The sequence below is a fragment of the Sphingomonas sp. GW821-FHT09E03 genome (assembly GCF_059416225.1).
In genome coordinates, this window is the sequence record NZ_JBWKOS010000015.1 from 1 (window position 1) to 19,990 (window position 19,990).

Annotated in this window: 14 protein-coding genes and 1 tRNA gene; 7 read left to right on the plus strand and 8 right to left on the minus strand. The window is 66.8% G+C overall.

All coding sequences use genetic code 11. The annotated features are described in order from the left end of the window. Positions 1 to 425: 425 nt before the first annotated feature. Genes AC07M8_RS18310 through AC07M8_RS18320 form a run of 3 tightly spaced genes read right to left on the minus strand, consistent with a single transcriptional unit; the run spans position 426 to position 2,861 of the window. Positions 426 to 1,541, minus strand: a complete 1,116-nt coding sequence (locus AC07M8_RS18310) for a hypothetical protein (protein ID WP_495175668.1) — start codon at positions 1,539 to 1,541, stop codon at positions 426 to 428. Positions 1,542 to 1,578: 37 nt separating this feature from the next. Continuing rightward, the gene (locus AC07M8_RS18315) at positions 1,579 to 2,520 is read right to left on the minus strand and encodes a phage exclusion protein Lit family protein (RefSeq protein WP_495175669.1); all 942 of its coding nucleotides are present in this window, start codon (positions 2,518 to 2,520) and stop codon (positions 1,579 to 1,581) included. Then, positions 2,517 to 2,861 carry a cyclic nucleotide-binding domain-containing protein gene (locus AC07M8_RS18320; protein WP_495175670.1) on the minus strand — a complete coding sequence of 115 codons (345 nt, stop codon included), beginning with the start codon at positions 2,859 to 2,861 and terminating at the stop codon, positions 2,517 to 2,519. Before AC07M8_RS18320 ends, AC07M8_RS18315 begins: the two co-directional genes overlap by 4 nt. Positions 2,862 to 3,679: 818 nt before the next feature. Between AC07M8_RS18320 and AC07M8_RS18325 the strand changes: the two genes are divergently transcribed. The 4 genes from AC07M8_RS18325 (at position 3,680) to AC07M8_RS18340 (ending at position 6,880) form a co-directional block, all read left to right on the plus strand. Further along, the gene (locus AC07M8_RS18325) at positions 3,680 to 4,162 is read left to right on the plus strand and encodes a DUF4019 domain-containing protein (protein WP_495175671.1); all 483 of its coding nucleotides are present in this window, start codon (positions 3,680 to 3,682) and stop codon (positions 4,160 to 4,162) included. A gap of 92 nt (positions 4,163 to 4,254) precedes the next feature. Continuing rightward, positions 4,255 to 4,794 carry a hypothetical protein gene (locus AC07M8_RS18330; protein ID WP_495175672.1) on the plus strand — a complete coding sequence of 180 codons (540 nt, stop codon included), beginning with the start codon at positions 4,255 to 4,257 and terminating at the stop codon, positions 4,792 to 4,794. After that, positions 4,791 to 5,360 (plus strand): hypothetical protein, encoded by a 570-nt coding sequence (locus tag AC07M8_RS18335; protein ID WP_495175673.1) that lies wholly within the window; start codon positions 4,791 to 4,793, stop codon positions 5,358 to 5,360. Before AC07M8_RS18330 ends, AC07M8_RS18335 begins: the two co-directional genes overlap by 4 nt. Positions 5,361 to 5,386: 26 nt before the next feature. Then, entirely contained in the window at positions 5,387 to 6,880 is a 1,494-nt protein-coding gene (locus AC07M8_RS18340; protein WP_495175674.1) for a hypothetical protein, read from the plus strand. A gap of 227 nt (positions 6,881 to 7,107) precedes the next feature. Here the strand turns inward: AC07M8_RS18340 and AC07M8_RS18345 are convergent, their stop codons facing one another. Then, positions 7,108 to 8,055, minus strand: coding sequence for a DMT family transporter (locus tag AC07M8_RS18345; protein ID WP_495175675.1), 948 nt, complete (start codon positions 8,053 to 8,055; stop codon positions 7,108 to 7,110). 584 nt (positions 8,056 to 8,639) lie between these two features. Between AC07M8_RS18345 and AC07M8_RS18350 the strand changes: the two genes are divergently transcribed. Next, on the plus strand, positions 8,640 to 10,256 hold the full coding sequence (locus AC07M8_RS18350) for a recombinase family protein (RefSeq protein WP_495175676.1): 1,617 nt from the start codon (positions 8,640 to 8,642) through the stop codon (positions 10,254 to 10,256). On the opposite strand, the gene AC07M8_RS18355 is transcribed toward AC07M8_RS18350, so the two are convergent. Next, a tRNA-Thr gene (locus AC07M8_RS18355) sits at positions 10,227 to 10,302 on the minus strand. The two genes, AC07M8_RS18350 and AC07M8_RS18355, sit on opposite strands and share 30 nt — an antisense overlap. Positions 10,303 to 10,521: 219 nt before the next feature. On the opposite strand from AC07M8_RS18355, the gene AC07M8_RS18360 reads away from it, so the two are divergent. Together AC07M8_RS18360 and AC07M8_RS18365 are read left to right on the plus strand one after the other, a co-directional pair. Beyond that, a complete protein-coding gene (locus AC07M8_RS18360) occupies positions 10,522 to 12,003 on the plus strand; it encodes a PAS domain-containing protein (RefSeq protein WP_495175677.1) in 1,482 nt (493 codons plus the stop codon). Positions 12,004 to 12,078: 75 nt separating this feature from the next. Next, positions 12,079 to 16,674: an NAD-glutamate dehydrogenase domain-containing protein gene (locus tag AC07M8_RS18365; RefSeq protein ID WP_495175678.1), complete on the plus strand. Its 4,596-nt coding sequence runs from the start codon at positions 12,079 to 12,081 to the stop codon at positions 16,672 to 16,674. A gap of 107 nt (positions 16,675 to 16,781) precedes the next feature. Here AC07M8_RS18365 and AC07M8_RS18370 read toward each other — a convergent pair whose 3' ends face one another. From AC07M8_RS18370 to cobS, 3 genes are read right to left on the minus strand one after another with little or no spacing between them, the layout of a single operon-like run. Continuing rightward, the gene (locus AC07M8_RS18370) at positions 16,782 to 17,042 is read right to left on the minus strand and encodes a ribbon-helix-helix domain-containing protein (RefSeq protein WP_495175679.1); all 261 of its coding nucleotides are present in this window, start codon (positions 17,040 to 17,042) and stop codon (positions 16,782 to 16,784) included. A 1-nt stretch (position 17,043) separates the two neighbouring features. Beyond that, complete coding sequence (cobT, locus tag AC07M8_RS18375) at positions 17,044 to 18,870, minus strand: cobaltochelatase subunit CobT (RefSeq protein ID WP_495175680.1); 1,827 nt, start codon at positions 18,868 to 18,870, stop codon at positions 17,044 to 17,046. Positions 18,871 to 18,878: 8 nt separating this feature from the next. Next, on the minus strand, positions 18,879 to 19,883 hold the full coding sequence (cobS, locus tag AC07M8_RS18380; RefSeq protein ID WP_495175707.1) for a cobaltochelatase subunit CobS: 1,005 nt from the start codon (positions 19,881 to 19,883) through the stop codon (positions 18,879 to 18,881). Between the last annotated feature and the right edge of the window lie 107 nt (positions 19,884 to 19,990).

Sequence of the window (19,990 nt, forward strand, 5' to 3'; positions counted from 1 at the left end):
CCCAACGGCCTTCTTCGCTGCCGTCACCCTCGCTGCCACCGTCATCTTCTGGCTGTGATCAACGAGTCCTGACCCTAGGACGCGGCCGAGAACGCCGGCAAGCTCAGGCGCCAGTGCACAGTCTGACGCGCGCTCGCACACCAGCGCCGTCTTCGAGTAAGTGCTCCGCGGCTCGCCTGAAGGCACGACTGTCTGAATAGCACGTCCGGCGAGCTTGGCGGAAGAGGGCTGCCCGCCTGAGCGGGCCGATTGGGACCTGCTGGAGACAGCCGCGTCAGGTGTCGACTAGGCCACGCTTGCTGACGAGGGTTGCACGACCGTGACCGCCATCAAGAAGCGCGTGGCGCGCGCCCGCGGGCGCCTCGCCGTCTGAAGCGGCCCGCGCCGGCCGATCGCCAAGCGATCGGTCGGCTTGGCGGCTCCCGTCAGGCGTCGTCGTCGCCATCGGCGTGAGGGTGCGCAACGCCTTCGCCGCTCGAGCGTCTGAACACGTAGTATGCGCCTTCCAGCCGACGCGCGGTCTCGCCGGCCTGGTAACCAGCTAGGTCCTCGAACACCGTCACGGTCCCGGGCACGACGCCCGCCATGATCGACGCCTGTCCGTCCTCGACGGTGAAGGCCAGGCGCTCCTCCGTGCCGTCGGTCCTGATGATGCCTTGGCCGACCAGGTCGATCAGCCTGCGCACGACGTTGATCTTGAGCGGACCCATGTCCGCTCCGAAGCGCACCGGCGTCAGGGCGAGCGGGTAGAGCATGGAGGCGACCGACATCGGTCTACCGAAAAGCATTTCGGCACCAGCGGAGTTGATGCCGATCAGCCGGCCGTCCTCGCTGATCACGGGACCACCGCTCAGGCCGTGGGGGATGGTCTCGTCGAAAGCGAAGCATGGCCCCTCGACGAAGCCGCTTGCGAGCCGCGCGCTGAACGCGGCCTCGACCTTCGCCTCGACCACCAGGAAGGTGTGGCCATAGCTGTTCCAGTCGAAGCTCCCGTCCTGCACCGCTGCGACCGGGATGCCCCCCTCGGGGTAGCGGAAGTCGTGGTAGCCCACGCTCCAGACCGTCTCGCCCTTGGCGGGGATCGCGAAGCTGAGCGGCAGCGAGACCGAGGGCGTGCCCTCGGGCAGCTTCGCGAACCCGATCACGACGTCAGTCGGCGGCGCGCCCTCAATGCTGCCGAGCGGAAGGAAATTTAGGGTGATGCCCCCATTTTCGTTGGGAACGTGGTGCAGGACGGACAGGCCCACGTCGCGCAGTGACATCTCGGACGGCAGGTCATTGACTGCCAGCTGCCGCTCGTATCTTCCATCGGCCCTGATCGCCTCGGCGATGTTGTGGGTCGCGCTCATCACGAAACCCAGCCCCGCGCCAACCGCGAAGGCGCTGCCGACTGGGATGAGCCGGCCGCCGGTGGAGATGAAGAGCGGCATCACCATCATGGATGCCGGGTGCCCCCACGGCGGGAGCGGCCAGCTGCGCTGGCTCTCGTCGGTGCGCGCGTCACGCAGATTCATCGTGATGATGCGCTTTGGTTCGATCATCGGGTGGACCGATCGCTGCAGGTCGCCGGACTTCTAGTCACTTCAGGCGCCGGATCAATTCGTCGGCAAGCTGCCGGTAGTCGGCGTAGGCGACGTCGATGGCGACGTGGTCCTGCCGCATCACGCCCGTTAACAGGCCCGCCGCCACCAGCCAGAAGTTCGCGTCGCTCGGGACCGCGGTGTTCCCAATCAGCGCGTCGAGGCGCTCGCCGATCGAGGGATACGCTGCCGAGCCCCACCGCTCAAAGATTGGGGTCAGGCCGTAAATGACCACGGATGCCATGGCCAGCCCCATGGCTCGTTTGCCCATGACCTTGTCGAACGGGTCGCCGCTCGCCTTGCAGTATTCCCCGACCCGATCCGTTAGCAAGGAACGCGCGAAGACGTCGCATTGCATCTCCTCCTCCGCCTCATCTTTGGGCCGCGTCGCGTCGTTGGCGAACCTGACGTGCCTGATCTCGTGCAGCAGGACCGCCGCGAGCGCGATGGAGGCGAGGTCGAACGCAGCCTGGCCCTGCACGTCGAGCGAGGCGCGGTCCGCGGTCGGTCGCGGCACGTCGGCCGGCCATGCCCGCCCTCCCGGCCCGGCGGGCTGGGCGTAGGTCGCGGCGATCGCCATGCGCGCCTTGTAGGCCTGCTCGAGCGGACCGAGGCCGTCGTCAAGGCGGAGTGCCTGGTCGACGGTCACGCCCTTGTCGCGGAAGGTGCATATAGTGGGCGTGTAGGTCTCGATCGCGTGCCAGGCGCTGAACGTGTAGAGCCACACGGCGTCGAGCATGTCGCCGTTGAATGCGATGCGCGTGCTACCAGCCTTCATTTCCGCCGCGCTGTCATTGGTCATCTCGACCCTCGGCTCGTATTCGTCCAGGAACGCCGAAAGCTCGGTCGCCCGCTCGGGGGCGGCCGCCCGCAGCAGATCGACGACGATGGTGCGCGGGTTCGGCGCTTTCGACACCATTTTGACCTTGCCGCTGCTCACGCCGCCTGCTCCGCTAGGTGAGCGTGGATTTCCGCGATGACCGCGGCGCCCTCGCCAACCCGCTTGACCGAGCCGGACCACACGTCGCCGATGGCGAAGACGCCGGGATGCTCGGTCGTGCGGTCACCGGGACCGGTCGCGACGAAGCCCTTCGGGTCGCGCATGACGCCGCAGCTCTCCCCGCGCCCCTCGGTGAGCACGAAAAGACCGATGCCCGTCTCTCCAGTCCTGAACAGGTGCTCTCCGGCGGCGAAGCTGCGGCGGCGGCCGATCCGGACCACCCGCTCGATATCCCCCGGCGCCAACGTGGGGAACCGCTGGTCGTGGCGCATGTCGGTCATGCGTTGTTCCCTTCTTTCTCCGTTCTGGCCGCAGGCGCGCTGCCGATTTCGACAACCGCCTGGTGCGAGGTCCCTTGATTGCGGGCGACTATCCGACCTTGCGCGATGCCGCCATGGATGGATTGGGCCTGACCTAACTCCCCGAGCCCACGTCATGGTCGACCACGATTTCATTGACATCATCTCGGATGAGGACGCAGCAATTAAGCAAGTCATGACATTGCTACGTGCAACGCGTCCCACGATTGCCGCTTTCCGGCCAACCGATTGAGCTCTGCCAGCCTGCCCTGGCGCCTCACCCTTCAGAGCTGGGCGGCTTCTGCGCACTCGCTGAACGAACGACTGAAGTTGGGAACGGCCATGTTTGCGCCGAGCGTCTGCATCTGGGTCCTACCGTCTCAGGGGCGTGGAGATCATACCGTTTACGAATGCGGGATAAAGACCAAAAACTGGGCAGGAGTGGTGTAACGGTGGGAACGCCGGTGACTGGTCTGTGTTACCGGCATCCAGCCGAACCGCTCCTGGCTTTCCAAGAAAAGCAGTATATCGACGTTCTGTGAACTTAGAGTCACGGGATAACTTGGCGGTACGGGATGCGTGACGACGTCAGGCGTGATTTGGACGGTGTCGGAGACCGCGCATCGCATCTTGAGACAATCTCGCACCAATTCGTGCGGATTCACCGTCGCTAGACGGTAGAAACCAGTGCTTTTTGAAGAGGCGCAATACGCTATGTTCTGTGGTTGATCAGTCGTTGACACGTCAGGCGGGATAGCCGAGCATATCGCGAGAACCTCAGGTCGTGAGGAGCAGGCACAATGACGTGGGAACGCGGAACGTTTTGGTGCGGGCATGCAATTCTCCTTTTCACTACAGCGCTGCTGCTGCCGATGGCGTCGCCACCTTCCGCCGGAGCCGCTCAAACGACTTCAGATGCTGAAGCCGAGAGCGCCGCGAAGGACGAGGCGCTAGGCTTCGTGGGCCGTTTCGATGAGAGTGATCTTGGCGGGCTCTACGACGAGGAACTAGCTCCCATCTTCAAGGCCCTCATGGCGCGTGACTTCTTCATCCAGCAGGGGAATACCCTACGATTGCAGAGCGGTGGAAAAGCCGTGGCGCGGGAGTTTGTCGGCGCGCAGCATTTCACGCAGACGCCGACCGGACAGACGGGATCGTTCTACTGGGTGCGGTACCGCACGCGCCATCCCAACGGGCTCGTGTACGAGGACGTCACGGTTCAAAAGGTGGACGGAAGCTGGAAGGTCATGGGCTTCAACACCGTTGCGGCACCGCAGCAGTGACCCGCCGGCGGGTTGCGCCACTGGCAGCCGCGGCGCTCTGCCTCGTCGCGGTGCCCGCGAGGGCGCAATCGCTGGAGCCGTCGTTAGATAGATTGGGCGAGGCGATCGGGCAGGTGATGGCGACTTTGCCCGAAGACGACCGGAGCCTGAACGCCGTCCAGATCGACACGTCGGCCCTGCGGGAGGCGGCGAGCCGCATCCAACCGGCCGATGTCGCAGCCTATGGCCGCGCTCTCGACCACGATGCAGAGCTGTTAGAAGCGGCCGCGCGGGCGCCCGCTGGCGAGCGAGCGGCGATTATCGCCGACGTGGCCCAGGATCTTTCAGTCAAACGCCAAGCCGGCGCCGGCATGCACGCTGGTACCACTTTCACGGGGCGCATCGCGGTGCGTGTGGTGACGCGGCGCGGTACCAGTGCGGTGCCCGGTTATGTGATTGCCTTAAACCCCGTCCGCTGGAGCGGAGCGACGCCGATGTATCGTTTGCCGCGGCTCAGCCCGGCGGACGCGTCGGTTCCGCCCGGGAGGTACGAGGTCCTCGCCCTGCTTGCCGGTTCACGTGTTGCGCGCGACGTGGTTCCGATCGGCCTGTTCGGCGACGACCGCGTCGAAATCGATCTGCCGGTGCCATGACGAAGCCGGTATCCGAGACGGGGAGCGTCAAGGCTCCGATCGACGCACTCTTGCAGGCCGGCACGTGGCTGGTCGCGGTGATCGTCCTGTTCGTGACGGCGCCTCCTAGGCTCATGCCCGCTGATGACGCGGTCCAATCCGTGCGCGCTGCACAGTTCGTGGTGGCGGTGCTCCTGGCGCTGGCGATCGTCGCGGTTCGGCGGGGGCGGCCGCGGCTGCGCACGATATGGTCGGCCGCGGCCTCCTGCCTCGTCGCCGGGACGGCCGCGCTGTTCGCCTATCTCTGGCTCATGGGCGAGCACACCTGCGGTTATGACGGTCGCGGTCCGGTGGTGATCGGACAAACGCTCACCAAGGAGGCGGCGCGCTACGCCGCGGCCGTCCCCGGCAGTGACTGCAAAACGCAGATCCAAGACGCGGCCGGCAGGACGGACGCCATCTGGCCACGATCCGAGCTGCTCGCCAATCACCTACTGCTGGTGGGCGCCTTCATGGCGACTGTGGTGTTGTTCGCACTTTCGGCCGCACTCGCAAGCGAGACGCTGAGGCGGGCCAGCGAGCCGTGAGGCGGACGGCGACTACGCTAGGCGCAATGCTGCTGTTGGGGGCGGCGCCGCAACCTCAGCAGCAGACCGACGACCAGCTGACAGCGCTGGTGGGCGAACGCGCTCGCGCCGCCGCTGCCCGCTGGGGTTTGGCCCCGATCATCAGGGCTCCAGCCGGTGGCGGAGACGTGGCCTCACGGCCGGATGGCAGCATCACCGTGCCGCTGGGCTCGGTTCGGCGGCTACTGGGTACGGCATCTGAGGGCCACGCGCGGGCCATTGTCGGCTGGCTCCTCGCGCACGAGGTCTGGCATCAGGTGCAGTTCCGCGACGGCTGGAACTCTGCCACCGCACAGCCAGTCGAGCGACGCAGAAAGGAATGTGTCGCGGATATCATGGGCGCCTATGCCGTGCTGGACGATGATCTCGCGGGCGTGACGTCCGCACCCACGCCGGAGGCGACCCGAGCGCTCGGCACTACCCTCGCCAGGGTCGCAGACCTGTCGGCCGACATCGAGGCCGGGCAGACCGGCGCCAACGATCATCCGGCTCCCGCCGAGCGGCGCGCGGCACTTCGGATCGGGTTTGCCCGTGCCCTCCAAGGCAAGATAGCGACGATTTCTCCCGACTCAGAGGGGAGAGCCTTCCGGGATCAGCTCGCAAGCTTGCAAGACATCCGAGCCGGCGAGCCGATCGCCACCTGGGCGGATCGCACCTGCTCTCTCCTGCTGCACGACGGCAACGGCGTGAGCGACCTTGCAAGCGATCGCCCGACCATAAACTGGAACAAGGACGGCAACCCGCCGATCGTGACGTTCAGGATACCGTTTCGCAACACCGCCGACGTGCCGATCCATGCGACGCTCCAGGTCCGCAGCGTCTCCGTCCCGCGGATCAGCCCGGACGACAGGAGTGCTTGGGCGCTCGCGGACGTTCGCAACTACACGGTTACCCTTGCGCCTCGGGGCCGATACGATCTCACCGGAACGCTGCGATGGGTGGCAACGGACACCCTTTATCCGAAGCTCGTCTATCCCACCGAGCGAGACAGCCTCTACGATGCAGTCCGGCTCACCCGGGCGCCGGGCGGCGCCGCCGACGACCCGTCCGTGATGGCGGTGACGAGCGAGCCGGCGCGGCTGAAAGGGCAATTACAGACGATCTACAATGCTGCTCGCGGGCGCTTTGGCCTAGTGTCGCAAGATTGCGAAACGATTGAGCATGACCGCTGGTGCAAGCTTCGCGAGTTGCCGGTTGGCGTGACGTCAGCTGATGTGATCGTTGAAGGCAATGGCTCCTCTCGCGTCGAGTTGACAATCTATCGAGGAAATTCGGAGGCAGAGTCAGTGGCCACCTATCGACGCTTTCATGGCTGGCTACGCGCGATGTACCCCGCGCTCCAGTTTCAGGAACGCTCCGGCGCCGACCGCGACTCTGCCACCATGACTCCGTCGCCGCTGGCGATCCTGTCGATAACCAGACGGAAGAGTCGCTCTGGCGACCATGTTGTTGAAGTGACGATCGAGCCGATCTTCATCTGAACTTTCGATGGTTTGCACCAATGTTGGCCGTTGTGCTGCTATTAGCTGCGCGCCCATGGAGGCTTGCTACATTATTTCGCCATGTTCGTACCCTGACCATGTTTTCGTCTCGGGAGGTCAGATGAACGGACGGCTGAAATCGGAAGAGGGCTCGAGGCAGCTGAACGGCCGAGATTGGGTCTTCGTGGTTGCGAAGGCGCCCAGCGGCGAAAATCCCAAAAGAGCGTTTAGGCCGGCCCTTCCTCGCCCGCCAGATACGAACGCGGTCGACTTTCGATCACGCTGAAAAGTCCGACGCCGCCCAGCACGCAGATCGTGCCGACCGCTTCCGGCCAGCCGAACGGCTCACCCAACACCATGATCGCGACGCCGATCGTCACCACCGGACTGATCGTCGAAACGATGGCGGTGCCCTGTGCGCCAATCCTTGCCGTACCCGCGGACATCAGGAAGGCAGGAACGATCGTTGCGAACACTGCCAGCGCCACGATCAACGCCCAAGCGCCCCGCGGCGGCACCAGTGCTGATGCTGGGTGCGTCAGGAAGAAACCAAGCAACGCGGTCACTCCGGCCGCGCTCATGGCAACCGCAGTAAATAAGGATGGACCGCAGCGCAGGATCAACTCGCGCGCGAACAGCTGGTATAGCGCGAAGGTCACCGCCGCGATTGCGACGAACGCACCGCCGGTCAGCGCTGCTGTTCCCAACCGCGTGGGTTCGCCCGCAAACATCACGAACAGGCCAACATAGCTGAGGCCAGCGCCAACCAGGGCATGCGCACGAAGGGGATGTCCCAGCAGCAATCGTCCAAACAAGATCACCAGAAACGGATAAGTGAAGAGGATGAGCCGCTCGATCTGCGCATCCAGAGTCTGCAAACCCTGGAAATCCAGCCAGGACGAGACGTAATAGCCGAGGATACCGACGAGCATGGCCAGACCGAGGCTGTGGGCGTCCGGCCGGACATTCCGTTCGAGTTGCTGCCACCGGTACGCGCCGACGATTGCGAACACTGGCACGGCCAACACCATCCGCATCGCCAACAGACTCGTTGTATCGATCCCGTAACGATAGATCAGCTTGATCAACACGCCCTTGATCGCGAACAGCATTGCGCCCGCCGCCGACAACGCGAATCCGGCGACACGCCACGAGGGGGAGTGTGTGTCGTCCATCTTCCAAACCGATCGGAGTAGAACCAGAGATAGCGAAGCGAAGGTGGCCGGCTCGACCGTTCCTTTGCTGAGGACGCGACTAGCCGCTCGAATTGATCCGCGCCAGAGCTGCGAACGTAGCGGCGTTGATCGCGATCGTATCGAGCCATGAGAGCAACCATGGGGATCGCTTCACCATAGATGAATGGACGTCCGAACGTGGCGACCCTCAATCCGGCCAGGAATGGCGACTTGTGGGTCGGATCTGCCTTGGATATGCAGCGTGACGCAAGATGATGCGTGAACTGCGGCTTGCCTATCACCTCTCGATCCAATCAGTCCGTGCGTCGCCAATTATTGTCGGGGTGAGTTGACGAGCGCTCCCCGTAATCGTGCCACCTGGCTTCAATGCCAAAGGCAGATCATAAAACGGCGCAGGACGTCGGCAAAGACGCCGCACAGTCGACACCATACCTTCGGCATGGCCGCCGCGTGGTTCATCAGTTCGAGTTGTCCGCGACCACGCGGCGCGAATGTATGCTCGTGCTGGACGCCGTCGGAGCCGAGTTCGAGATGCTCTTCGAACGCAAGAATGGATAGGAAAGATGGCGAAGGCCAAGAGCGGTACGATACGGGCATATGCGTACATGCGCCTGTCGGTGGACAAGGAAGGCGGAGATCCGCAGAGCATCGCCGCCCAGCGCAGCGCAATAAGCGCTTATGCCGCCAAGCATGGCATGAAGATCGTCGACGAGTTTGCCGACGCCGGGTTCACCGGCCGCAACGGGAAGCGTCCGGAATTTCAGCGTATGGTGCGTCAGGCGACCGGTGCGGACCACCCGGTGGACATAGTATTGATGTTCATGTTCAGCCGCATGGCGCGGAACATGCGGCTGTACTTCGACATCATTGGACAGCTTGAAGACGCCGGCGTCGAGGTGATCTCGATTACGGAAGACTTCGGCCAGGGACGCGGACGGCGTATCGGCCGGACGATCACGGCGATGATCAACGAGGAACAGGCGCTCGACGCATCGATCCTGACCCGCAAGAGCCGCCGGGAGAATGCGCGGCAAGGGTTCTACAACGGCGGTCCGGTTCCGTTCGGTTATCGGACCTATGTCGCTCGCCAGGATGGCGAGAAGGCGCGCATGAAGCTGGAGGTCGTACCTGAAGAGGAGGTGATCGTTCGACGCATCTTCGATTGGGCCGACGTCGGACGCGGGGGGCGCTGGATCGTCAAACAGCTGCATGAGGAAGGGCACAGCCTTCGCGGCGCCCCGTTTACCAACGGCAATGTCGCCGGCATCCTGGCGCGAGAAACCTATACTGGTATCTACCACGACCGTACGGCAGATGATGATGGCGTCGTTCCGGACCCGGAAGATGTGATTGCGGTGACGTGTCCGATGATCATCGAACGGGAACAGTTCGATCGGGTGGCAGCGGTCCGCGCAATCCGTAATCCGCTGCGAACTGCACCGCACATCGCCGCCGGCACAACGCTCCTGACGGGTGTGGCGCGCTGCGGCATGCCCGGCTGCAACAGTGGCATGACGATCCGCACCGGCAAGAGCGGGCGCTACGCATACTATTCCTGCAATGACCGCGTGAACCGTGGCGGCGTCTGCGCGTGCCCGAGCATCAGGCGCGAGATGCTCGACGGCATAGTACTGGAGGCCATCGAGGATCGGCTGCTCGCGCGCGATCGGTTGCGTGAGTTGCTCGCCGGCATGCTCGATGTCTCCCGGGCACGAGAGGAAGAGCGAGAAGCCGATCTGGCCCGCGCCCAGGCGGAGCGGACGAGGCTCGACACCGCAATCAGGAACCTGCTCATTCTCGTCGAACAGGGTATCATGGGTGCGCGGGACCCCGCGTTCGCCGAGCGCATGGCAGAGAATCGGAGGGCCTTGGCCGGTGTCTCCAGTCGGATCGATGTTCTGGAGGCGCAACTGGCAAAAGGCAAACGGCAGATCGACGAACGGACGATCGATCGCTTCGGCGACATGCTTCGCGACAAGATCCGGGGCGACGACAGCACGCTGCGGTCGGCCTACCTCAAGATGTTCATCAACGAGGTCAGCGTGTCAGATCAGGAGATCGCGATCTCTGGACCGGTGTCGGCGCTGGAGAACGGTGTATCTGTCGGACTTCCCGTCAAAGAGGGCGCGGTGCCCATCTTTGACCAGCAGTGGTGCCGCTTACAGGACTCGAACCTGTGACCCCCGCATTACGAATGCGATGCTCTACCAGCTGAGCTAAAGCGGCCTGGTGGCAACGGCAGGCCGTTGCGAGGGCGGGCATCTAACAGGACCGCCGCAGGCTGACAAGCATCGTCCGGCGCTTTGCCGAGCAATTTGCCCGACGTCCCGCATCGCGCCTGGTCCGTCGCGTGTGCCGTCGGCGTTTTACGCCCCGTTTACCACATTGGTGCACAAGCCCTGATGGACCGGGCGGATAACGCCGCCCGCTGAAGGGTTGCAGGGTATGGATACGGCGCGCGAGGTCGAGCAGCAGCGAATCGGGATCGACGAGGCGGCGGGTGACGCGCTCGCCGGGACCGACCTCGATGCCGGCGGGGTGGACGATACCGGCGTCGACGACGCGATGTTTGATCTCGGCGGCGACGAGCGACGCATGCACGTGCGCGCCTATAATTACTGGGTATCGCTGCTGAAGGGCCGCCCCTACCCGCGGATCGACGACCTCGATCCCGGCAACATCGCCGATTTCGGCCCGCACAGCGTGTTGATCGATTTCAGCGTCGGCATCGACGATCCCGCCATCGCCTTCCTCGGCCGCGCGCTGCGCGAGGAGTGCGGGCTGGAGGTCAGCATCACCCGCATCGCCGACGTGCCGAGCCGCACCCTGCTGTCGCGGCTCACCGACCATTATCTGCAGATCATCGCCAATCGCGCGCCGATCGGCTTCGAGGCCGAATTCGTCGGCAACCGGGGCCGCACCACCTTGTACCGCGGCATCCTGATGCCCTTCTCGTCGGACGGCGAGGCGATCGACTTCATCTATGGCGTGATCAACTGGAAGGAAGTGGTCGACGACGAGACCCAGGCGACGCTGGCCGCCGAGCTCGATGCCGCGGTCCGCGCCGCGCCCAAGCCGCCGATCGACACCGCGATCTGGGCCGATGGCCCTAGCCACGGTTTCGACGCCGGGCCCGAGGTGGAGATCGCCGCCGATCTCCCCGCAGCCCAAAACTTCGAACCCGATCCCGTGCTCGAGCTCCACGCCGGCTTCGCGCTCGACCCAATCCCGGAGGCGATCCCGCAACCGGACACCCAGCCGCTGCCGCTCGCCCTTGCGTCGCCAGCCGGCGACGACATCGCCGCGCCCGCGTTCACCCCCGCATCGCCATCGGCGCTAACCGGCGCGCTCGGCAACCAGCTGATGATGGCCCGCGAAAGCGCCGCCGCGGTGCGCGCCGCCGACACCCGCGGTCGCGCCGCCCTTTATCGTGCACTTGGCCGCGCGCATGATTTCGGCCTCGCCTGCGAGGCGGACGAGGCCGGCTATGCCGCGCTGCTCGCCGCCGCCGCGATCGTCGTCCAGCCGCGCGCGCCGCTCACCCCGGTGGTCAAGCTCGTGTTCGGCGCGGATTACGACAAGACCCGCCTCGCTGAATTCGCCGCGGTGCTCGCCTACGCCCGCCGCCACGGCGTCGCCGCCGGCGGCCTCACCGCGCTGCTCGACGGCATCGAGGGCGGGATCAAGGCGGTGGTCGCTGCCGAGCGCGCGACCAAGCGCCCCGGTCAGCATGCCGAACTCTACGATCGCGCCGCCGCCGAGCTGCGCGCGCTGCCCGCGCTCGGCAGCCTGGCGCTCGGCGTCGAGGGCGAGGAATTCGTGGTGCTGCTCGCGCGCGCCGCGAGCGACGGCACCGTCCAGGTGATCAAGCGCGTCGATGGTAGCAAGGGCTTCGTCGAGGGCCTGGTCCGCCGCGCCGCAGGGTAAGGCGCCGCGGCGCCCGCGATTTTCGCAGCGCAGCAAGCCTTGAGAAGCCGCGCGACCGGGAGCATAGCCGCGGCCATGGCCGACCAACACCAGAGCATGGCCGAGGCGCTCGCCGCCCGGTTGACCAAGGGCGCGCTACCGGGGGAGCTGAAGGGATTTGGCGAGATAGAGCGGGCCGCGGCGGCCGCGTTCGTCGCCGACACCGCCGCGCTGCGCGTCGCGGGCGCGCCGGCGATTGCGCTTGAGCCGATCGCCTCCGACGATGTCCGCCGGCGGATGCGGCTGGCGATCGTCAACGACGACATGCCCTTCCTGGTCGATTCGCTCGCGGCCTCGATCGGCGCGCAGGATCTCGACATCGATCGCATCATCCACCCGGTGGTCCGCGTCAGCCGCGACGACGACGGCACGCTCACCGGCATCGGTGGCGCCGGCAAGGCCGAATCGATGATCTACATCGAGCTCGAGCGCGCCGACGCGCGGGACCGGCGCGAGCTGATCGACGAGCTCACCGCGGTGCTCGCCAACGTCCGCGCCGCCGTCGCCGACTGGCCGGCGCTGCAGCGGGCGATGGCGGCGGACGAGGCCGCGCTGCCGCAGGGCGAGGGCGCGGCGCTGCTGCAATGGTTCCTCGATGGCCACTTCACCCTGCTCGGCCACCAGCTGTGGCGGCGCGACGGCAGCGCCGGCGACGCGCTGGGGATCGCGCGCCACCAGCAGCGCACCCCCGTGCTCGCCGAGGCTTCGCGCGCGCTGGCGATCGCCTGGTTCGAGGCGGGCAACGATGGCCCGCTGCTGCTGAAATCGAGCCTGATCTCCTCCGTCCACCGCGCCGTACCGCTCGATCTGGTGGTGGTGCCGGTGGTCGAGGCCGGCGAGATCACCGGCCTGTCGATCCACGCCGGGCTGTGGACCAGCGCCGCGCTCGGCATGCCGCCGCGCGAAATCCCGCTGCTGCGCGCACGGCTCGCCGCGCTCGAGGCGAAGTTCGGCTTCGATCCGCGTGGCCATGCCGGCAAGGCGCTGATGCACGCGCTCGCCGCCTTGCCCCACGATCTGGTGATCGCCTTCGCACCCGCGGCGCTTGAGGAACTGGTGCTCACCGCGATGAGCCTCGCCGATCGACCGCGGCCGGCGCTGGTGCTGATCCAGTCGCCGCTCGGCCGCCATCTGTTCGCCTTCGCCTGGCTGCCGCGCGACGACCTCACCACCGCGCGCCGCGTGGCCATCGGCCAGATGCTCGCCGAGGCCGCCAACGGCAGCGTGCTCAACTGGTCGATCGCGCTCGACGACGGCGTGGTCGCGCAATTGCGCTACACCATCGACCTGCGCGGCGGCGGGGCGATGCCTGCGACGCCGCCGCTCGAAGAGCGGATCGAACGAATGGTCCGCGGCTGGGTGCCCGCGGTGGAGGCTGCGCTCGCCGCCAGCGTCGGCTCGGCGCGCGCCGCCCGGCTATCGCTGCGCCACGCCGGCACTTTCCCGCAAGGGTTCCGCAACGCGAATGGTGCCGACGAGGCCGCTGCCGATATCCTCCGGCTGGCGACGCTCGATTCTTCCGGCAGCCGCGCCGTGCGGCTGTTCCGGGCCGGCGACGCGACCCGGCTCAAGATCTACCGCCAGGGCGGCGCGCTGGCGCTGTCCGATGCGGTACCGGTGCTCGAGAATTTCGGCTTCCGCGTGATTGAGGAACTGCCGACCGCGCTGACCGACGAAGCACATAGCGCGATCCACGAATTCTTGGTCGAGGCCGGCGGCGCGCTGAGCTGCGACGCTGCCGTGCTCGAGGGCGCGATTGCGGCGGTGCTCGAAGGCCGCGCCGAGAATGACGCGTTTAACCGGCTGATCGTCGACGCTGGGATGAGCCCCGCGGCGGTGGTGCTGTTCCGTGCCTGGTTCCGCTACCTGCGCCAGGCGGGGCTGCCTTATGGCATCGCCACCGTGGTCGATGCCCTGCGCCGCGCACCGGCGGTGGCCGCGGCGCTGATCGCCCGCTTCGCCGCCGCACACGATCCGGCCGGCCCCGGCGATGTCGCCGCCGCCGATGTCGTCATTGAGCAGGGGCTGGACGCGGTATCGGCGATCGACGACGACCGCATCCTGCGTGCCTATCGCAGCCTCGTCGCGGCGACGCTGCGCACCAACGCCTTTGCCCCCGCTGCGGCGGAAGCGCTGGCGTTCAAGCTCGACAGCCACCTCATTCCCGGCCTGCCCGCGCCGGTGCCGTGGCGCGAGATCTGGGTCTACAGCCCGCGGGTAGAGGGCATCCACCTGCGCGCCGGCCCGGTCGCGCGCGGCGGCCTGCGCTGGTCTGACCGACGCGACGATTTCCGCACCGAGATCCTCGGCCTGATGAAGGCCCAGCGCGTCAAGAATGCGGTGATCGTGCCGACCGGCGCCAAGGGCGGCTTCTACCCCAAGCAGCTCCCCTCGCCCGCCACCGATCGCGAGGCCTGGCTTGCCGAGGGAACCGAGAGCTACCGGGTATTCATCCGCACCCTGCTGTCGATCACCGACAATATCGTCGACGGCGCGGTGGTGCATCCCGGGGGCGTCACCATCCTCGATGGCGAAGACCCCTATTTCGTCGTCGCCGCCGACAAGGGGACCGCGACCTTCAGCGACGTCGCCAACGCACTGGCGCTCGAGCGCGGCTTCTGGCTCGGCGATGCTTTCGCCAGCGGCGGCAGCCACGGCTATGACCACAAGGCGATGGGCATCACCGCAAAGGGTGCTTGGGTCTCGGTGCAGCGCCACTTTGCCGAGCGCGGCATCGACGTACAGACGCAGCCGATCACCGTCGTCGGCTGCGGCGACATGTCGGGCGACGTGTTCGGCAACGGCATGCTGCTCAGCAAGACGTTGAAGATCGTCGCCGCCTTTGATCACCGCCACATCTTCATCGATCCCGATCCCGATCCCGCGGTAAGCTGGGACGAGCGCGCGCGGATGTTCGCGCTGCCGCGCTCGAGCTGGGCCGATTACGACGCCAGCCTGATCTCGGCCGGCGGCGGCGTGTTCCCGCGCACCGCCAAGACGATCAAGCTCTCCGCCGAGGCGCAGGCGGCGCTCGGCCTCACCGCGGCCGAGCTGGACCCGGCGGCGCTGATCAGCGCGATCCTCAAGGCGCCGGCCGACCTCCTCTGGTTCGGCGGCATCGGCACCTATGTGAAGGCCGCCGCGGAGAACAATGTCCAGGTCGGCGATCCCGCCAACGATCGCCTGCGCGTCAATGCCGAGGAGCTGCGGGTCATCGCGATCGGCGAAGGCGCCAATCTCGGCGTTACCCAGGCGGCGCGGATCGCCTTTGCCGCGCGCGGTGGCCGCATCAACACCGATTTCATCGACAATTCGGCGGGCGTCGATTGCTCGGACAATGAGGTGAACATCAAGATCGCGCTCAACCGCGAGATGAACGAGGGCCGGCTGGCATTCGCCGAGCGCAACGCGTTGCTCGCGAGCATGACCGACGATGTCGCGCACCTGGTGCTCGAGGACAATCGCCTGCAGACGCTGGCGCTGTCGATCGCCGAGGCCGATGGCGCGCCGGCGATCCCGAGCTACGTGCGGCTGGTCGAGATCTTCGAGGGCAGCGGCCGGCTCGATCGTGCCGTCGAGGGGCTCGCCGGCAACGACGATCTGCTGCGTCGCGGCCAGGAGGGCCATGGCCTCGCCCGCCCCGAACTTGCCGTGCTGCTCGCCACCGCCAAGCTCGCGCTACAGGACGCGATCGAGCAGGGCGATGTCGCCACCGCGCCCGAGCTGCTGCCCGATCTCCACGCAGCCTTCCCGGCGGCGATGCGCCAGGGTTATGCGGCGGCGATCGACGAGCATCGGCTGCGCGGCGAGATCGTCGCCACCAAGCTTGCCAACCGCATCGTCAACCGGCTGGGCGTGCTCTACCCATTCGAGCTTGCCGAGGAAGAAGGCGCGGCGATGGGCGACATCGCCGCGATGTTCGTGGTCGCCGAGCGCCTGTTCGGGCTCGATGCGCTGTGGGCAGGCATCGAGACCGCGCCGATGGCGGAGGCGGCGCGGATCGCGCTGTTCAACGAGGTGGCGGTCGCGACCCGCTCGCACATGGCAGACCTGCTGCGGGTCTCGGCACCGGGTACGCTGCCGGGGGGCATGATCGAGCGGCTCGGCGCCGGCATCGACCGGCTCGATTCGCAGACCGCCACCTTGCTGCTCGAGGAGGCGAGCGCCCAGAGCGCGCGCATCGCCGGCCAGCTGGAAGCCGCCGGTGCACCCGCGGCCCTGGCCCGCCAGGTGGTGCGCCTGTTCGAGCTCGACGGCGTGGTTGGCCTTGCCGAACTCGGCCAGCGGCTCGGCCTTGGCGAAATCGAGCTCGCCCGCGCCTTTACCCGCCTCGGCCAGGCACTGGGGCTCGACTGGGCCCAAGGCACCGCGGCGCGGATCGTCTCCAGCGATCCCTGGGAGCGGCTGCTGCTCGCAGGGCTGGCACGCGACTTCCAGCAGTTGCGGCTCGAGTTCCTCGCCCGCCGCGGCGGCGTGGAGCCCGAGGGTGCGGTGGCGGCCTGGCTCGAGGCCAATGCCGCACGCGTCGGCCAGTTCAAGGCCGTGATCGACCGTGCCCGCCACGCCGCCCAGCCCAACGCAGCGATGCTCGCGCAGATCGCCGGTCAGGCACGGGTGCTGCTCGGGCGGTAGAGACGCTGCATGTCTGTCACCCCAGCGCAAGCTGGGGTCTCGTGCCGCACGGGCGGGAGAGAGCCGCTTAAGACCCCAGCTTGCGCTGGGGCGACTGCCTATTGGGGCTAGTCGCTTAAGTGATCCCGCGCGTCGGCGAACAACCAGCAGCGCAACGCACTGGCCAGATTCGGTGGCGCATCGGCCTCGATCCGCAGCGCATCGATCTGCGCCACCAGCGCGCTGAGCGGCAGCCCGCGCACCACCGCGGCCCGCTCCAGCGCCGTCCAGAACAACGGCTCCAGGCTGATCGAGGTCTGATGCCCGGCGATCGTGATCGATCGCTTGACCGGGCCGACGAACCCCTCGGGCGGCGCAGCGATGCTCACCTCATGGTGTGTCGAACAGCGCCGCCAGCTGCTCGATGATCGTGCCGCCCAATTGCTCGGCGTCCATGATCGTCACCGCGCGGGCATAATAGCGTGTCACGTCATGGCCGATGCCGATCGCGACCAGCTCGACCGGCGACTTGGCCTCGATCCAGCCGATCACCTGGCGCAGGTGGCGCTCGAGATAGCTGCCCGAGTTCACCGACAGCGTCGAATCGTCCACCGGCGCACCATCGCTGATCACCATCATGATGCGCCGCTCCTCGGGCCGCGCCATCAGCCGGCCGTGCGCCCACAGCAGCGCCTCGCCGTCGATATTCTCCTTGAGCAGCCCCTCGCGCATCATCAGCCCGAGGTTGGGCCGCGCCCGGCGCCAAGGCTCGTCGGCCTTCTTGTAGACGATGTGGCGGATGTCGTTGAGCCGGCCGGGCTGCGGCGGTCGCCCCGCGGCGAGCCAGGTCTCGCGTGACTGGCCACCCTTCCAGGCGCGGGTGGTGAAGCCGAGGATCTCGGTTTTAACTCCGCAGCGCTCCAGCGTGCGCGCGAGGATGTCGGCGCTGATCGCCGCGATCGAGATCGGCCGCCCGCGCATCGAGCCTGAATTGTCGATCAGCAGCGTCACCACCGTGTCGCGGAAATCGGTCTCGCGCTCGATCTTGTAGGACAGCGACTGGGTGGGGTTGACCACCACCCGGGCGAGCCGCGCGGCATCGAGCATGCCCTCTTCCTGGTCGAAATCCCAGGAGCGCGATTGCTGCGCCATCAGCCGCCGCTGCAGCCGGTTGGCTAGCTTGGACACCGCCGATTGCAGGTGCACCAATTGCTGGTCGAGATAGCCGCGCAGGCGGATCAGCTCGTCGGCGTCGCACAGGTCGGTCGCGGCGACCACCTCGTCGAACTGGGTAGTCCACGGCTTATAGTCGAACTGCGCCGACGGATCGGCCCCGGGCCGGTTGGGGCGCACCGGCTGCATCCCCTCCTCGCCTTCGTCGCCCGGCTCGCCGTCCATGTCGTCGATCGGGTCGTCACCGATCTCCTGGCCTTCGCCGTCGCTGTTCTCGGCCTCCTGGCTTTCGCCGCGCTGCTCGACCTCGCCCTGGCCCTCGCCGCCGGCCTCGTCCTCGCCGTCCTCGCTTTCGTCCTGGCTCTGCTCGTCGGTGCCTTCGTCCTCCGATCCGCCCTCGTCGGCCTCCTCGGGCAGGCGATCGCCCTCGACCAGCTCGAGCTCCTCGAGCATCTTCATCGCCAGGCTCTGGAACGCGCGCTGGTCGTCGAGCGCTAGGGTAAGCGCGCCAAGGTCGGTGCGCGCTTCGATCCACTCGCGCACCAAAGCGAGGCCCGGCTGGGCGATCGCCGGCGCCTCGATGCCGGTCAGCCGCTCGCGCACCAGCAGCCCGAGCGCGCTCGACAGCGGCACCTCGGCCTGGCTGCGCGCGCGGGTCAGCGGGTCGGAGCGCAGCCGCACGTCGAGCGAATGCGCGAGATTGTCGGCAATGCCCGCATAGCCACGGCTGCCCAGCGCCTCGACCCGCGCGCTTTCGACCGCATCATACACTGCGCGCGCCACCGCATCGCCCGGCGCGCCGCGGCTGTGCAGCGCGATGTCATGGTGCTTCAGCCTGAGCGCGAAGCCATCGGCAAAACCGCGCGCCTCAGCGACCTGCTCGGGCGGCAACTGGCGGCCGGGCATCGGCACCTTGAGGTGCTTGCCCGATTGCGCCGGCGCGTCGGCGGTAAAGGCAAGCTCCACCTCCGGCTCCCCCGCGATCGCGCGTGCAGTACCGGCCAGCACGGCCTTGAACCGGTCGAGAGGGGTTTCGTTGGCCACGCCGGATATCAGGCCTTGCTCACCACGCTCTCGGGCAGGTCCTTGCCGAACACGCGCTGATAATATTCCGCCACCAGGCTGCGCTCGGCCTCATCGCACTTGTTGAGGAACGACAGCCGGAACGCGAAGCCGACGTCACCGAAGATCAGCGCATTCTGCGCCCAGGTGATCACCGTGCGCGGGCTCATCACCGTCGAGATATCGCCGTTGACGAAGCCCTTGCGGGTGAGATCGGCGACGCGGACCATGTTCTCGACGGTCTTCTTTCCCTCGGGCTTGTCATATTCGCCGGACTTGGCGAGCACGATCTGCGCCTCGGTGGCAGCGGGCAGATAGTTCAGCGTCACCACGATGTTCCAGCGGTCCATCTGGCCCTGGTTGATCTGCTGGGTGCCGTGATAAAGCCCGCTGGTGTCGCCGAGCCCGACCGTGTTGGCGGTTGCGAACAGCCGGAACCAGGGGGAAGGCCGGATCACGCGATTCTGGTCGAGCAAGGTCAGCTTGCCCTCGGTCTCGAGCACGCGCTGGATCACGAACATCACGTCCGGGCGACCGGCGTCATATTCGTCGAACACCAGCGCGGTCGGGGTCTGCAGCGCCCAGGGCAGCAGGCCTTCGCGGAATTCGGTAACCTGCTGGCCATCCTTGAGCACGATCGCGTCGCGGCCGACGAGGTCGATGCGGCTGATGTGCGCGTCGAGGTTGATGCGGATGCACGGCCAGTTGAGGCGCGCGGCGACCTGCTCGATATGGGTCGACTTGCCGGTGCCGTGATAGCCCTGGACCATCACGCGACGGTTGTGCGCGAAGCCCGCCAGCACCGCGAGCGTGGTGTCGGGATCGAACACATAAGCGGGATCGAGATCAGGCACGCGCTCGTCGGCCTCGCTGAACGCGGGCACTTCCATGTCGATGTCGAGCCCGAACAGGTCGCGGACCTTCGCCATCTTGTCGGGGGCGTCGAGAATGGTGGTCTCGCGGCTGTCGGGCTGGGTGTTGGGGATATCCGTCATCATGCACTACCGTTGGCTAGGCCGTCCTCAACGCGCGAGGCAGGAGATCGGCACGTCACGGTATGCAGTGCGAACGGAATGGCCGTTCGTCAACCACAACCGGTCCA